The following is a 14,585-nucleotide window of genomic DNA, read 5'->3' as shown; positions in this document are numbered from 1 at the left end:
CGCAGCGCCCTCGGGCAGGGCCGAGCCCTCGGGGGAGGCGTCGACGGTGGCCTCGGCCGAACGGCCGGGGTCCGCCGAGCCCGGTGCGGGCGGCAGGGACAGCCGGCGCAGGCGATCGGCGAGGAGCGCGTCGTCCTCGGCGGTGCCGGGCGCGCCGATGCCGGGGAGCAGGCACTCCCACAGGGCGTCCAGCACCTGCTGGGAGTTCCCCTGGGCGGTGACGGCGACCACCAGCTCGTGGGAGGGGACCACCACGCACTGCTGCCCGAAGGAGCCGTGCCCGTGGTAGCCGTGCCGGGAGCGCCAGAACTGGTAGCCGTAGCCGCAGGAGAAGTCCGGATCGTCGGCTCCCTCGATGAACGGCACGGTGTCGGCGTGCCGTCCGGTCGCCAGCTCGATCCAGTCGCCAGGGACGAGCTGCCGCTCGCCCCAGCGGCCGCCGCGCCGCAGCAGCTCGCCGAAGGCGGCGACCGCCTCGGTGGTGAGGTGCAGCCCGTGGAACCCGAAGGCGGCGCCGCTCTTCACCCGGTCCCACTCGGCGTGGTCGACGCCCATCGGCCCGAAGAGGCGCTCGTCGAGGAACTCCGGGAGGCCGCGTCCGGTGACCCGCTCCACCATCCGCGCCAGCAGGTAGGTGGTCGAGTTGTCGTAGGTGTGCCGGGTGCCCTCGGGAACGGCGAACGGCAGCCGGAGGAAGCCCTTCACCAGATCATCGGGCTCCAGCTCCCAGGCCTCGGTGAGGCTGTCCGCCGGGTGCCCGGCGGTCATGGTCAGCAGGTGGTGGACGGTGATCCGGCGGCCCTGCGCGGAGACGCCCGGCGGGACGCGGTCGGGCAGCACGTCGACCAGCCGGTCGTCCAGCGCGAGCAGGCCGTCGGCGACCGCGAGCCCCACGGCGATCGAGGTGAACGACTTGGTCAGCGAGTAGAGCAGGTGCGGCCGTTCGGCCGAGTACGGCGCCCACCAGCCCTCGGCGACCACCCGGCCGCGGTGCACGACCATCAGCGAGTGGCACTCGACGGCGCCCGCCTCCAGGCGGTCCAGCAGCGCCAGGACCGCGCGGGCGGAGACTCCCGCGGCGGCCGGCGTCGAACGTGGCAGCAGGACGCGCTGCGAGGACATGGCGGCTCCCGGGGGTCGGCCAGGTGCTGGGCACCCGGACCGCCGCACCCTACCGGTCGGTCTCGTGCGGCGGGCGGTGATGGGTGGTCAGCAGGACCAGCAGGTCGGTGAGTTCGGACTGCTGGCGCGAGGTCAACGGGGCGAGCAGGTCCCGCTGGGCGGCGGTGACCAGGTCGTCCAGCCGGCGCAGCCGCGCGCGGCCGGCGGGGGTGAGCGTGACGACGTTGCGCCGGCGGTCGGCCGGGTCCGGGTCGCGCACCACGAAGCCGGCGTCGGCGAGTTCGTTGAGGACGGCGACCAGGTCGCTGCGGTAGACGCCGGTGCGCCCGCTCAGCTCGGACTGGCTGGCAGGGCCGGACTCGGCGAGCGCGACCAGGACGGCGAAGTGCCACTTGCGGGCGCCCTCGGCGGCCAGCCGGTCGGAGACCAGCCGGTCCGCGGCGGCCGCGGCGCCGGCCAGCAGGCGGCTGGGAATGGCGCGCAGCCGGTCCGGGGTGGCGTCCTCGGGGGCGGGGCTCATGGTCGGGTTCCTCCCACTGTTGCGTTAGTGCCACTAACAGTCTACCTTCGTTAGTGCGACAAACGTTCATGCCACTAACGATATGGGGAGTGACCGCCGTGATCGAGCCCTTCCGCATCCACGTCCCGCAGGTCGACCTCGACGACCTCGCCGACCGCCTGGCCCGCACCCGCTGGCCCGACGAACTCGACGGCGCGGGCTGGGACTACGGCTTTCCGCTGGCCCGGCTCCGACAACTCGCCGAGCACTGGCGCACCCGCTACGACTGGCGCGCGCACGAGACCGCGCTCAACCGACTGCCGCACCACCTCACCGAGATCGACGGCCAGCGGATCCACTTCCTGCACGTCCGCTCCGAACGCCCAGACGCGCTGCCGCTGATCCTCACCCACGGCTGGCCCGGCTCGTTCCTGGAATTCCTCGACGTGATCGAGCCGCTGCGCCGGGACTTCCACCTGGTGATCCCGTCCATCCCCGGCTTCGGCTTCTCCGGCCCCACCCGGGAGCGCGGCTGGGACGTCAACCGGGTCGCCCGCGCCTGGCTCGAACTGATGGACCGCCTCGGCTACCACAGGTTCGGCGCCCAGGGCGGCGACTTCGGTGCCGGCATCTCGCTCGCCCTCGGCGCGCACGCCCCCGACCGGGTGATCGGCGTGCACGTCAACTACCTGCCGACGCCGCCCGAACCCGGACTCGAACTCTCCGCCGCCGACGAGCAGCGGCTGGCGCAGGTCCGCCACCTGATGGCCAACCGCCCCGCCTACCAGGCCCTGCAGGCCACCGCCCCGCAGACCCTCGGCTACGCGCTCACCGACTCACCCGTCGGCCAACTCGCCTGGATCGCCGAACGGTTCGCCCACTGGACCGACCCGGCCGCCCCCGTCGACGACGAGCGCATCCTCACCGGCGTCGCGCTGTACTGGCTCACCGCCACCGCCGCCTCCTCCGCCCGCCTCACCCGGGAGACCCCGCGCGCCGCCGCCCCCTGCCCGGTGCCGCTCGGCGTCGCGGTGTTCGCCCACGACATCACCCGCTCGGTGCGCCCGATCGCCGAACTGCGCTACGACGTCCGCCACTGGTCGGAATTCGACCGCGGCGGCCACTTCGCCGCCATGGAGGCGCCCGACCTGCTCGGCGCGGACATCCGGGAGTTCTTCCTGACGGCGCTCGCCCGCTGAGGGCCCGGCGCTAGACGGCGAAGGGGGCCAGGCGCAGGCGCAGCTCGCGGTAGGTCTCCCGGCGGTCGGCGTGCAGCGGGGTGACGGCGGCGGCGATCGCGTCCAGGGCGGCGATCAGCTGGGTGAACTCCGCCCGGGTCGGCTCGCGCTGCGCGCCGATCGCCTCCGCCAGCTCCAGGTCCTCCGCGAGGGCGAGGTGCAGGTCCGGCAGTGCCTGGCGCTTGTCGGCCGGCTGGGTCGCGAGCTCGGCGGCGTCGGCGGCGATGGTCTGCCACAGCGCCGCCGTGTTGGCGAGGACCGCCCGCTTCAGGTCCAGGGCGAGCGCCCGCCACGCGGCCGGGTCGGTGCGCGTCACCGGGCGGTCCCGGAACGCCGCCCACAGCGGCTGGAGGGCGAACCGCTCCCGGGGGCGGTCGTTGGCCACCAGCCGGTCGACGACCTGGCGCAGCTGCGGCCGGACGTCGACCCCGGTCGTCCCGGCGGCCGGCGGGGTGAGGCCGGAGATCAGCGCCCGCAGGATCCGCTCGCCCAGCGCCACCGTGCCCTCCCCGGTCACCGCGTGCGGCACCGTCAAGGTCCGGGTCGCCGGCGTGTAGACCACCTCGCGGGTCGCCCCGACCGTGACCGGGTCGAGCACCAGCGTGTCCAGCGCCCCCTTCAGCGAGGTCAGCGCCTGGTGGATCCGACGCACCGTCAGCTTGTCCGCCTCGTCCAGCCCGGTGTTCAGCAGGCCCGCGTACCGGCTGCCGATGAGGCCCTTCGCTGTCAGCGACTCCTCGATCCGCAGCAGCGCCGCCCAGTTGGCGTCCGCCCGCCACTCCGCCTCCTTCGCCGCCCAGGCGCCGTTGCGGAACTCGTCGGCGGCCAGCCCGGCGCTGTCGTCGCTGCGCAGCCAGGCCCGGTTCACCAGCAGGTCCACCCAGGCCAGCGCCGCGCCCAGATCGGTGCTCGCGGACGCCAGGTGCAGGGCGTCGCGCTGAGCCGGGACCAGCCCCGCCACCTGGTAGCGGCCCGGGCGCTGCTCCGCCTGCTCCGCGAGCTGCGCCGCCGCCTCGGCGAAGGAGTCGGCGTTGCAGGCCGCCAGCTCCGGCGTCAGGTGGTGCCAGGCCCAGCCCTTGCGGTACGCGTAGTCCTTGACCGGGTGGATCCCCGCCTCGTCCAGCGCGTGCGACAACTCGTGCACCAGGGTCAGCGCGCGCGGCGTGAGCGCGGTCGCGCCCGGGCGCACCAGCGACGACCGCAGCTGCAGGTACCGCACCGCGGGCTGCGCGCCGTTGGTGATGACGGTGTTCGCGCCCATCGGCTCCGGCAGCTGGTCGGCCACCACCACCTTCGCGCCCAGCCCGCGCAGGCAGTCCCCCAGCCGCTGGAATCGCCGGTGGAACTCGCCCGCCACGACACTGCCCGCGGCCGCGCCGTTCAGCACGCCGGTCGCGGTCAGCGCCGCGGTCGACCCGAGCGAGACGAACTGGTCGATCCGGGTGTTCAGCTGTTGCAGGGTCTGCTGCTGGGCGGGGGTCAGCGGCTGGTTCAAGGCGGTCCTTCGGCTCGGACGCGGAACGGATGCGAGGCTCGTCCGGCATCCTGGCGAAGGTCGATGGACAACGGATAAACGGAAGCCCCGGGACCGTCGGACCACCGCCCCGACCGGCCGCGGGGCGCGACGGCAGAACCTCCCCCGGCGTCAGGCGGGAGGCAGCGGGAGGGGGACGGTCAGCTGGGTGTCGGAGTCGAAGGTGCGGGCGGCGTCGAAGACCCCGGCGAGGTCCGGGTGCCGGCCCAGCACCTGGTGGGCGAGGGCCAGGCCGTCGGGCCCGACCCGGCGGGTCAGGCCCAGGTGCGGCATCCAACGGCCGGGCAGGTACAGCGGGTTGGGCTCCGGGGCGGCCGCCAGCAGGCGACTCACGGCACGGTGCAGATCGATCAGCTCCGGGCCCGGCACCACCCCCAGGCCAGCACCCGGCGGCGGCTGCGGGCGCTGAACGACAGCAGGCCCGACAGGCGCACCCGCAACGGCAGTGCGCCGGCCAGCAGTTCACCGACCGCGGCGAGCTGCTCCGGGGTGAGCGCGCCGCAGACCGCCAGGGTCAGGTGCGGGCGGTGCGCCGGGTGCGGGTTGTCGGCGAGCGAGTCCACGCCGGCGTCGGCCAGCTGCCGCCACACCGTCCGCACCGCCCGGTCCAGGGCCGGATCGCACGTCAACTCGATGGTCCGCATGCCACCACCGTAGGGCCCGCCCCCGTGGCCACCCGCGCCGGGCGGTGTGATGGGCTGCCGGGATGCGCACCAGGGAACCGCACCAGGCACAGCCGCACCCCGCCCCGGAGGTGACGGACCTTCGGGCCGCCCGGCCCCAGGACCCCGCACGGCCCCGGTACCGGGACCCCGCACGGCCCGGGTACCGGGCGCGGGCCGGCTGGCTGCTGGCCGCGGCGGCGGTCCTCGGGCTCGGCCTGGTCGCCCCGGGGCTGGCGCCGCCGGCCGCCGCCGCGCTGCTCGGCGGGGCGCTGTACACCGCGCTGCTGCACACCCTGCTGATGGCCGCCGCGCCCCGGCTCGGGCCGTGGACGGCCGGCGGCGCGGCGCTGGCCGCCAGTTGGGCCGTCGAACTGTTCCAGCTCACCGGTGTCCCCGCCGATCTCGGCGCGCACAGCCGCCTCGCCCGGCTGGTGCTCGGCACCACCTTCGACCTGTCGGACCTGCCCGCGTACCTGCTGGGCGCGGCCGCCGTGGTGGCCGTCCGACTGGCCCTGCGGGCCCTCGTCGACGGGGCGTCAAGGCGCGGGACCGGCCCGGGGGATGGGCCGAACGGGGAGAGGCGGACGGGCCCGGGGTTCGACGCCCCCGGAGGCAAATAGGTACATTTGGGACATTCGGGAGCAGAACCAGGCTTCGCGAGTCCACGCAGAGAAGGCCGTACCGCCTTCGGAAAGGGTCTCCATGCACCCCGCCCTCAGCCCCGCCGTCCTCGCCGAGCTGCGCCGGCCCCGCCCCTATCCGGCGGTGTCGATCCTGATGCCCACCCACCGCCGCGAGCCCGACAACGCCCAGGACCCGGTACGCCTGCGCAACCTGGTGGCCGAGGCCAAGGAGCGGATCGAGGCCGACCCCCAGGTCTCCCGGGCCGACCGGATCGACGTGCTGGAACAGCTCGACCGGGCGCTCACCGAGGTCGACCTGGTGCACGCCGAGGACGGCCTGGCGATCCTCGCCGCGCCCGGCGAGCACCAGGTCTGGTCACTCGGCCGTACCGCCGCCGCCCGGGTGGTCCTCTCCGACACCTTCCTCACCCGCAACCTGGTCTCCTCGCAGATCGCCGAGCGCCCCTACTGGGTGCTCGCCGTCGCCGCCGACCGGGTGACGCTCTGGGGCGGCAACAAGGAACGCGTCACCGAGCAGACCGGCAACGGCTTCCCGCTGGTCCGGGTCTACGACAACCCCGACCCGGAGCGGCAGGAGCGGATCGGCGACACCCCCAGCACCTTCCGCGACGAGGAGACCAAGACCTTCCTGCGGCAGGCCGACACCGAGGTCGGCAAGGTGCTCGCCGCCGACCCCCGCCCGCTGTACGTGTTCGGCGACGCCCCCGCGCTCGCCCTGCTGGACGCCGCCGGCCCGATCGCCAAGCTGTCCACCGCGCAGGTCCCGCACGGCGGCCTGGCCCAGGCGAACGCCGAGACGGTCCGCCAGGTGGTCGAGCCCGCCGTCCGCGCGCACGCCGACCAGGAGATCACCGACGCCCTCGCCCAACTCGACAAGGCCCGCGGCCGGCAGGCCTTCGCCGCCGGACTCGACGAGGTCTGGCAGACCGCCGCCGAGGGCCGGATCGCCCGTCTGGTGGTCGAGGAGAGCTTCCGCACCACCGTCCGCGACGACGGCGAGCACCTGGTTCCCGCCGAGGCCGACCAGCCCGGCGCCCGCGAGGACATCGTCGACGAGGTCATCGAGCGCGTCCTCGACACCGGTGCGGAGGTCAGCTTCGTCCCCGACGGCACGCTCTCCGACGCCGGCCGGATCGCCGCCGACCTGCGCTACTGACCCCGTCCCCGGAGGCCCGACCCGCCTGAACGGCGACCGCCTCCCCGACGCCCGCCCCGCGCCGCCCGCCCCGGCCGCCGGGGCGGGCGTCAGTCCGTGGACGCGCCCAGGATCGAGCCCACCGCGTACGTGACGGCCATCGCGATGCCGCCGCCCAGCACGTTGCGCAGCACCGCGCGGCGCGGGTCCGCCCCGCCCAGCCGGGCACTCGCCGCGCCCGTCACCACCAGCGCCGCCAGCACCGCCACCACCGTGATCCACACCCGGTGGTTCGGCGGCGGCAGCACGATCGCCAGCAGCGGCAGCAGCGCACCCACCGTGAACGCCAGGAACGACGCCCAGGCGGCATGCCACGGATTGGTCAACTCGTCCGGGTCGATGCCCAGTTCGGTCTCGGCATGGGCCGCCAGCGCATCGTGCGCGGTCAGCTGCACCGCCACCCGGCGGGCCAGCTCGGCATCCAGGCCCTTCGCCTCGTACATGCCCGCCAGCTCCGCCAACTCGGCCTCCGGCGTCAGGCGCAGCTCCCGGCGCTCCTGCGCCAGCGCCGCCTGCTCGGCGTCCCGCTGGGTGCTCACCGACACGTACTCGCCCGCCGCCATCGACAACGAGCCCGCCAGCAGGCCCGCCAGACCGGCCGTCAGCAGCTCGGCGGACGTCGAGTTCGCACCCGCCACGCCCACCACCAGGCCCGCCGTCGACACCACACCGTCGTTCGCGCCGAGCACGGCCGCCCGCAGCCAGTTCAACCGCCCGCCCAGCGCACCCGCGTGCGCCTCGCCGGGGTGCGCCGGGCCCGGGTCCTGCTGCTGAGAAGCCGTCATGCCGATCAGTCTGCCCGCCGGCGCCGCGCTGACCGCGCAGCCGCACGGTGAGCTCGCGGAACGCGTCGCCGCGGGGGACCGGCGGCGGGCGGTCAGAAGGTGGTCGGGTCCGGGTCGCCCTGGGGGCTGCCGGTCCACCAGTTGCCCGGGGCGTCGGGGTCCCGGCTGGTCCAGTACTCGAGGATGGCGGTGACGAACTCCTCGGAGGAGAGGGCGCCGTCGCCGTCCCGGTCCAGGTGGGCGAAGGCGGTGTCCGCGTCGCTGCGGCGCAGCTGGGGGAAGTGGCCGCGCTGGAAGAGGAAGAACTCCTCGGCGTCGACCGCGTCGTTCCCGTCGGCGTCCGCGATCGACAGGAAGGCGCGGGCCAGCTCGCCGAGGGTCGCCTCGGCGGTCTTCGGGTCGTCGGCGAGCGAGCCGGTCGACTCCAGGAACTGCGCCCGGCCGATCGCGTGCGCGCCGACCGGCAGGTGCGGCAGGTGCAGCTCGCGCCAGATCGCCACGTACGCGTCGACGATCCGGGCCTCCTCCGCCGAGCCGGCCGGGTGACCCAGGGAACGCGCCACCGACTGGCCCATCAGGACGTGGTCGCGCTCGGTGAGGCGGCCGTCCCCGTCGGCGTCGAGGTGGTCGAAGCCGTGGCTGATCTTCGCGATGAGCAGATCGTCGGACACCGGCTGCCTTTCGGTGGTGGACAGTTGACGGAGCGTCATCATAGCCGGGCGGCGGAGCCGGGGAGCGCGGAAACACCCGGCGCCGCGGGAGGCGCCGGCGCGGCTCGACGACGCAGCGGTCCGGGCGCCGGCGGCCGGACGGGGGTGGTCGAGGTCGGCGGCAGGAGCCTGTTCGTGAAGCGGGTGCCGTTGCCGGCCGCCGAGGCACGGCGCTCCACGGCGGACGTGTTCGGGCTGCCGCCCGCGCTACCAGGACGGGATCGGCTCGGCCGGCGTCGCCGCCTGGCGGGAGCCGGCCGTGCACGAGCCGGCCACCGGCTGGGTGCTGGCGCGACAGTACGCCGGATTCCCACTGATGTACCACTGGCGGGTGGTCCCGGACTCGCCGCCGGAGGGCGGCGTCATGGACCGGCTCGGCGGCATCGAGGGCGCCGTCGCGCACCGGGGCGGAGACCCGGGCGTCCGGCTCCGGCCGGAGGCGATCCTGCGGCGTGGTGGACTGCTTCCGCCGGCGGCCGACAAGTGGATGGCCCACCCCCAGCGAGGAACTCGACGTCGTCGCGCACCCCTGATTTACCGTCAGGATGCCAGCGCCTCAGCTGACTTGGACCAGTTGTCGTGCAGCCGGTCGAGGTAGGAGCGGGCCTCCGGGCCGGGGTTGGCGCCCCGCGCGAAGGCCAGCATGTTGCCCGCCCCGGTGTTGTAGCCCAGCGCCATCAACTCGTTGCGGTTGTAGGGCCCCGACCACTTCGCGGGAAGCTGGGCACCGAGGTCGTGCAGGTGCCAGGCCTCGGCGCGGACGGCGAGCGCCGGATCGTCCGGCAGGTCCTCCCACGGCCGGTCCGCGAACGGGCGGCCCTTGCTGCACTCCTCGTACGCCGCCCGGTGCATGTTGGCGATGCCGAAGGAGGCGTCCGGCTTCATCTTCTGCCAGGCCCGCTCCACCTCGGGGCCGTGCGGCTTGTACGCCTCGTTGAACAGCACCGCCATCACCAACTGCGGGTCGACGCCCGCCTCGGCCGCGTACTTCTTCACCTCGGCCGCGAACCGCGGCGGATCGTAGTCGGCGGCGGCCCGGGGCGAGGCCGATCCCGGCGGCGACGCGGACCCGGAGGGCTGCGCCCCGGCGGAGGAGGCCGCGGGCGCGGCGGCCGGCGGGGGAGCGGGGTCACCGGAGCGCTCGTACCCCCAGATCGCCAGCACCGCCAACGCCAGTACCGCCCACGGCCACTTCGCGGCGCGTTCCGCCACCGGAGCCCCTCCTTCGGTTCGTCGCCGCACCCCGGCCGTGTCCTGCGGCCGGGGTGTCGCGTTCTGCCAGGTGTCGCCCGTTCGCGGGTGGCGACCCGGGGCCGAGCTTACGTACCCGGAGCGGTTCCGTGCGCCCCGACCCGAGCTCCGCTCCGGCGCGCCGGAACCGCTCCGTACCCGTAGCGCGTCCCAGGACCCGGGACGGTCGGACGTCGCCCGGGCGGCGCGGCAGTGGACGAGAGGTGTCGATGACGGGGCGAAGGACGGCGGGCACGCGTGACGGCGCACCGCTGTGGCGGGACGAGCACGCGCCGCGGACGGCGACCGCGGACCCGGCCGGACACCCCGTCCCGCCCCAGCGCGGACCCCGGCCCGCAGCCGCCCCCCGCGGCGGCCGTGCGGCCGCCCCCGCCGTGGCCGCGCCGAACCGGATGCCCGCCGTGCTGCCCGCCCTCGGCCTGCCGCTGCTCGGCGCGCTCGCGGACGAGCTGCTCGGGTCCGGTCCGGGCGCGCTGTACACCCTCTGCGCGGTGCTCGGCGCCGCCATGGCCGCCCTGGTCAGCAGTCGCGCCGGCTGGTGGTGGGTGGCCAGCGGCGCGCCCGTGGTCACCCTGGCCACCGCCTTCGGCGTCGCGTACCTGGCGCACGGCGAGCGCTACCGGGGAGCCGGACTCGCCACCCAGGGACTGAAACTGGTCAGCGGTCAGTTCTGGCCGATGGTCGGCGCGCTCGCCGCCGCCCTGCTGGCCGTCGCCGTCCGGATCGCCCGCACCCGCCGCCCCCGCCGAGCCCGGGGGCCGCGCCGTGGCTGAGCGCCTCGCCCGCCGCCCCGCCCCGCTGGTGCTGGCCGCCCGCACCGTCGCCTGCGGGGTCTCGCTCGCCGTGCTCGCGGTCGGCGGCTTCGCCTGGTACACCGTCAGCGACCTGAACGGCGTCCAGCGCTCGCACGCGCTGGACGAGGCGAAGAAGAACGCCCCCGGGCACCTCGACAAGTCGATCAACATCCTGCTGATCGGCCTGGACAGCCGGAAGGACATGGACGGCAACGACCTGCCGAAGGAGTTCGTCCAGGACGAACTGCACGCCGGGTCCAGCGAGATCGGCGGCTACAACACCAACTCGCTGATCGTGCTGCACATCCCGCCCGGCGGAAAGGTCCAGGCGGTGTCCGTCCCCCGCGACGACTGGGTGCAGACCTACGGCGCCGACGGCAGGATGCACAAGGTCAAGGAGGCGTACGGCTTCGCCAAGGAGGCCGCCGAGCAGAAGCTCCGGGCCGACGGCGTCAAGGGCGCCGACCTGGAGCGCCGGAGCCGGGAGGCCGGGCGCTCCGCCACCATCCAGACCGTGCAGAAACTCCTCGACGTCCCGATCGACCACTTCGCCGAGGTCAACCTGCTCGGCTTCTACGACATCGCCAAGGCCCTGGAACCGATCCCGGTCTGCCTGAACAAGCCCGTCAACGACCCGATCGTCCCCCGGATCACCGACAGCAAGGGCAACGTCACCCGCCCCGGCGGCGGCACCGGCCTCAAACTGCCCGCCGGCGAAAGCCGCTTGAACGCCGCCGACGCGCTGTCCTTCGTCCGGCAGCGGCACAACCTGACCAACGGAGACCTCGACCGCACCCACCGCCAGCAGGCCTTCCTCGCCTCCGTCGAGTACAAGCTCAAGCAGCAGGGCGTCCTCGACGACCTCGGCAGACTGCAGGCGCTGCTCGATGTGGTCAAGAAGGACGTGGTGATCGACGACGAGTGGCAGATCCTCGACTTCGCCCAGCAGGCGCCCAACCTGACCGGCGGCAACGTCGAGTTCAACACCCTGCCGATCGACAGGTTCGCCACCATCGGCGGCCAGGAGGTCAACCAGGTCGACCCGGTCAAGCTCCGACGGATCGTCAAGCAGCTGTTCGGCCGGCCCACCGAGCCCGCCTCGCCCGCACCCTCCGCCCCGCCCGCACCCTCCGCCCCGCCCGCGCCCTCCGCCCCGGCCGGCAGCCCCGCCGCCGACGTCACCGTCGACGTGCTCAACGGCTCGCCCACGTCCGGAGCCGCCGGCGAGGAGGCCAGGGCGCTGGCCGCGCTCGGCTACCGCACCGGGAAGATCGACACCGCCGACACCCGCCCCAGGGCCACCACCGTCAAGTACGGCACCGGCGCCCAGGACACCGCCCGGCAACTCGCCGTCCGCTACGGGGCCACCGCCACCGCCGCCGGCGCCGTCGCCCCCGGACACGTGCAGATCGTCCTCGGCGCGGACCGCACCGCCCCCTCGACCGCCGAACCCGCGCAGCCCACCGCCACACCCACCCTGCAGATGCAGGGCCCGCCGGTGAAAGCCGGCGGCGTCCCCTGCGTCGACTGACCGGCCGTCAGAGCGGCGGCGTCACCACGGCGTCGCCGCCTTCACCAGCAGCAGCAACGCCACCGCCGCGTTCAACGCCGACACCGCCGACACGGCCGTCCCCGCCGCCGCGACCATCGCCGCCAGCCCCGCCGGAGACGCCGGCGGCGGCCACGCCTCACCCAGCGCCGGACTCAGCAACGCCGTCACCCGGCGCGGCACCGGTCCCGGCGCGGCGAACGCCGCCACCGACGGCAGCGGACCCGCACCCCTGGTCACCAGCGCCGCCCGGGCCACCGCCCGCGCCGTCAGCCGCCGGTCACCGACCGAACCCGCCGCCTCCTCGTCCGCCCACCGCTCCGTCGCATAACCCACCGCCTTCTGCAACGGCCGCAGAAAAGGATTCACACAACTCGCCAACTGCGCCGCCAACAGGAACCGGTGATGGCGGTTCACCAGGTGCGAGCGCTCGTGCGCCAACAGCGCCCGCTGCTCGTCCGCGTCCAGACTGTCCATCATCGCCGAGGACACCACCACCCGGCCCGACCCGCCCGGCACCGCGTACGCGTACGGCTCCGGATCGGGCAGCACCACCACGTCCGAGCCCGCCGGCAGCGGCGCCAGCACCCGCTGCGCCCGGGCCCGGATCCGCAGATGACGGCGCAGCGAGCGCGCACACGCCGTCAGCACCGTCACCAGACCCACCACCGCCGCCGTACCCACCTCCTCGTGGAACGGCACCGCCGTCCGGATCTCCGGATCCGACCAGCTGTCCGGCAGCGGGTTCCCCGGGATCTGCGCCGTACCCACCACGAACAGCAGCGCCAACGCCAGCGTGCTGCACACCGCCATCGTCACGCCGATCCAGGACAGCAGCCGCACCGCGTTGCGCGGATGCAGATGGTGCTCGGCCAGCCGCGCGATCGGCAGCGAGGTCAACGGCAGCACCAGCGGAAGGAAGACGAACACACCCATCGCTCAGCGCCCGCCGCCCCCGCCACCCTCCGGTGGCTCCGCCGCGATCAGCAACGACCGCAGCACCTGCTCGTCCGCGGGCGTCAACGCCGTCACGAAGGAGGCCAGCACCGCGTCCCGGTCCGGCTCGGTGTCCAGCAGCCGCCGCATCCGACGCGCCGTCAGACCCGCCGCGTCCGCCACCGCCGACCAGACGTACGCCCGGCCCACCCGGCTGCGCACCACCGCCTGCTTCGCCAGCAGCCGCGACAGGATCGTCATCACCGTGGTGTACGCCAGCTCCCCACCGACCTGCTCCTGCACCCAGGACGCCGTCACCGGCCCCGGCGCGCGGTGGAGCACCGACAGCACCTCCGTCGCCAGCTCGCCCTGCCCGCGGCGACGGCGACCGCCGTCCAAACCCCCGCCGTGCTCCGCGCCGCGGCCCGCCAACTCCATCGGAGACTCCCTCCGGCGCGGCCCGCGCCCGACTCGACTGTTCACCGCCATAGTAGGGGGCCGCCCCCGCGCGGCCGGAACCCGGGTAAAGGAATCGTCAAGCACCCGTTATGGTGTGCGGACTCGTTGATCCACCAGCCCGTTGGAGCGCACGTGCCGCACCGCCGCCGAGCCCGCCGGTCCCCCCGAGGGCGGCGCGCCGCCCTGCTCTCCGCCGCCGCCGTGCTGGCGGTCGGCGCCGGGGCCGCCGCGTTCACCGCCACCGGACGGGACAGCACGGGCGACAGCCCCGCCGGCGCCGCCGCGCCCGCCACCGCCCCGGCCGCCGCGAGCCTGCCCGCCGCCGCTCCCTCCGCCCCGGCCACCGGCGCCGGCTCCGCCCCGGCCTCCGCCGCCGCTTCGGGCTCCACCCCGGTCTCGCCGTCGCCCTCGGTCCCGGCCCCGGCGTCGGCCTCGGCTTCGGCCTCCGTGCAGGCGGCGCCGCTGCCCGCGGCCGCGCCCGCCACGTTCACCGGACTCGCCTTCGACACCTGCACCGCCCCCTCGCTCGCCACCATGAACGCCTGGCACGGCACCTCCCCGTACGGCGCCGCGGCCGTCTACGTCGGCGGCCGCAACCGCGGCTGCGCGCAGCCCCAGCTCACCGCCGACTGGGTCAGGTCCGTCAGCGGCAGCGGCTGGAGACTCGTCCCGCTGTACGTCGGCGCCCAGCCCCCGTGCCAGACCGGCAACAGCCCCGAGAAGCTCACCGCCGACACCGCCGAACAGCTCGGCACCACCGACGGCAAGGACGCCGTCGCCAAGGCCGCCGCCCTCGCCATGCGCCCCGGCAGCACCCTCTACCTCGACGTCGAGGCATACAACAGCGCCGACACCGCCTGCGCCGCCGCCGTCCTGAGCTACGTCCGGTCCTGGAACCGCGCCGTGCACAACTCCGGCTACTGGGCCGGGTTCTACGGCTTCGCCACCTCCAGCGCCGCCGGCATCGCCAACGCCGCCGGACAGGGCGCCACCGACCTGCCCGACGCCCTCTGGTACGCCCGCTACGACGACGCGGCCGACACCGCCGGCAGCTTCCCGTTCGCCGCCGACCTGTGGACCGGGCACCGCCGCGCCCACCAGTACCAGATCAACCAGAAGGAGACCTACGGCGGCGCCACCGTCACCGTCGACCGCAACGCCTGGGACGCGCCCGTCGCCCTCGTCGGCTGACACCCCGTCGGGT

15 protein-coding genes and 1 pseudogene are annotated in these 14,585 nt (G+C 75.0%); 6 read left to right on the top strand and 10 right to left on the bottom strand.

Annotated features, from left to right (window positions below):
* Positions 1-210: 210 nt before the first annotated feature.
* Positions 211-1,122: pseudogene (locus tag BX266_RS39565) on the bottom strand (serine hydrolase domain-containing protein); the annotation flags it as partial.
* Between the two features lie 49 nt (positions 1,123-1,171).
* Positions 1,172-1,642, bottom strand: coding sequence for a MarR family winged helix-turn-helix transcriptional regulator (locus BX266_RS01000; protein WP_099897039.1), 471 nt, complete (start codon positions 1,640-1,642; stop codon positions 1,172-1,174).
* A 98-nt stretch (positions 1,643-1,740) separates the two neighbouring features.
* Here BX266_RS01000 and BX266_RS00995 point away from each other — a divergent pair, with 98 nt between their 5' ends.
* Positions 1,741-2,820 carry an epoxide hydrolase family protein gene (locus BX266_RS00995; RefSeq protein WP_099907227.1) on the top strand — a complete coding sequence of 360 codons (1,080 nt, stop codon included), beginning with the start codon at positions 1,741-1,743 and terminating at the stop codon, positions 2,818-2,820.
* A 10-nt stretch (positions 2,821-2,830) separates the two neighbouring features.
* Here BX266_RS00995 and BX266_RS00990 read toward each other — a convergent pair whose 3' ends face one another.
* The 3 genes from BX266_RS00990 to BX266_RS39555 all read right to left on the bottom strand — a co-directional run bounded on the left by BX266_RS00990 (position 2,831) and on the right by BX266_RS39555 (position 5,037).
* Positions 2,831-4,354 carry a hypothetical protein gene (locus BX266_RS00990; protein WP_099897038.1) on the bottom strand — a complete coding sequence of 508 codons (1,524 nt, stop codon included), beginning with the start codon at positions 4,352-4,354 and terminating at the stop codon, positions 2,831-2,833.
* Positions 4,355-4,504: 150 nt separating this feature from the next.
* The gene (locus BX266_RS39560) at positions 4,505-4,726 is read right to left on the bottom strand and encodes a hypothetical protein (RefSeq protein WP_259464473.1); all 222 of its coding nucleotides are present in this window, start codon (positions 4,724-4,726) and stop codon (positions 4,505-4,507) included.
* A gap of 17 nt (positions 4,727-4,743) precedes the next feature.
* Positions 4,744-5,037 carry a 2'-5' RNA ligase family protein gene (locus tag BX266_RS39555; protein ID WP_259464471.1) on the bottom strand — a complete coding sequence of 98 codons (294 nt, stop codon included), beginning with the start codon at positions 5,035-5,037 and terminating at the stop codon, positions 4,744-4,746.
* Positions 5,038-5,099: 62 nt separating this feature from the next.
* On the opposite strand from BX266_RS39555, the gene BX266_RS00980 reads away from it, so the two are divergent.
* On the top strand, positions 5,100-5,678 hold the full coding sequence (locus BX266_RS00980; protein WP_099897036.1) for a DUF2809 domain-containing protein: 579 nt from the start codon (positions 5,100-5,102) through the stop codon (positions 5,676-5,678).
* Positions 5,679-5,760: 82 nt separating this feature from the next.
* A complete protein-coding gene (locus BX266_RS00975) occupies positions 5,761-6,858 on the top strand; it encodes a chemotaxis protein (protein ID WP_099897035.1) in 1,098 nt (365 codons plus the stop codon).
* An 89-nt stretch (positions 6,859-6,947) separates the two neighbouring features.
* Here the strand turns inward: BX266_RS00975 and BX266_RS00970 are convergent, their stop codons facing one another.
* The 3 genes from BX266_RS00970 to BX266_RS38290 form a co-directional block, all read right to left on the bottom strand.
* A complete protein-coding gene (locus BX266_RS00970; protein WP_099897034.1) occupies positions 6,948-7,682 on the bottom strand; it encodes a VIT family protein in 735 nt (244 codons plus the stop codon).
* Between the two features lie 92 nt (positions 7,683-7,774).
* The gene (locus tag BX266_RS00965; protein ID WP_099907225.1) at positions 7,775-8,353 is read right to left on the bottom strand and encodes an EF-hand domain-containing protein; all 579 of its coding nucleotides are present in this window, start codon (positions 8,351-8,353) and stop codon (positions 7,775-7,777) included.
* A 579-nt stretch (positions 8,354-8,932) separates the two neighbouring features.
* The gene (locus tag BX266_RS38290; protein WP_180290335.1) at positions 8,933-9,604 is read right to left on the bottom strand and encodes a lytic transglycosylase domain-containing protein; all 672 of its coding nucleotides are present in this window, start codon (positions 9,602-9,604) and stop codon (positions 8,933-8,935) included.
* 248 nt (positions 9,605-9,852) lie between these two features.
* On the opposite strand from BX266_RS38290, the gene BX266_RS00950 reads away from it, so the two are divergent.
* Complete coding sequence (locus tag BX266_RS00950) at positions 9,853-10,416, top strand: DUF6542 domain-containing protein (RefSeq protein ID WP_099897031.1); 564 nt, start codon at positions 9,853-9,855, stop codon at positions 10,414-10,416.
* Positions 10,409-11,968 carry an LCP family protein gene (locus tag BX266_RS00945; RefSeq protein ID WP_259464470.1) on the top strand — a complete coding sequence of 520 codons (1,560 nt, stop codon included), beginning with the start codon at positions 10,409-10,411 and terminating at the stop codon, positions 11,966-11,968. Before BX266_RS00950 ends, BX266_RS00945 begins: the two co-directional genes overlap by 8 nt.
* Positions 11,969-11,989: 21 nt before the next feature.
* On the opposite strand, the gene BX266_RS00940 is transcribed toward BX266_RS00945, so the two are convergent.
* Positions 11,990-12,922 (bottom strand): M56 family metallopeptidase, encoded by a 933-nt coding sequence (locus BX266_RS00940; protein WP_099897030.1) that lies wholly within the window; start codon positions 12,920-12,922, stop codon positions 11,990-11,992.
* A 3-nt stretch (positions 12,923-12,925) separates the two neighbouring features.
* Complete coding sequence (locus BX266_RS00935) at positions 12,926-13,360, bottom strand: BlaI/MecI/CopY family transcriptional regulator (protein ID WP_099897029.1); 435 nt, start codon at positions 13,358-13,360, stop codon at positions 12,926-12,928.
* 153 nt (positions 13,361-13,513) lie between these two features.
* On the opposite strand from BX266_RS00935, the gene BX266_RS00930 reads away from it, so the two are divergent.
* Positions 13,514-14,572, top strand: coding sequence for a glycoside hydrolase domain-containing protein (locus BX266_RS00930; RefSeq protein WP_310794761.1), 1,059 nt, complete (start codon positions 13,514-13,516; stop codon positions 14,570-14,572).
* Positions 14,573-14,585 lie beyond the last annotated feature (13 nt).

It is taken from the genome of Streptomyces sp. TLI_171 (assembly GCF_003610255.1).
GTDB lineage: Bacteria > Actinomycetota > Actinomycetes > Streptomycetales > Streptomycetaceae > Kitasatospora.
Note: the sequence above shows the minus strand (reverse complement) of the source record. Positions and strands in the feature narration are given on the sequence as shown.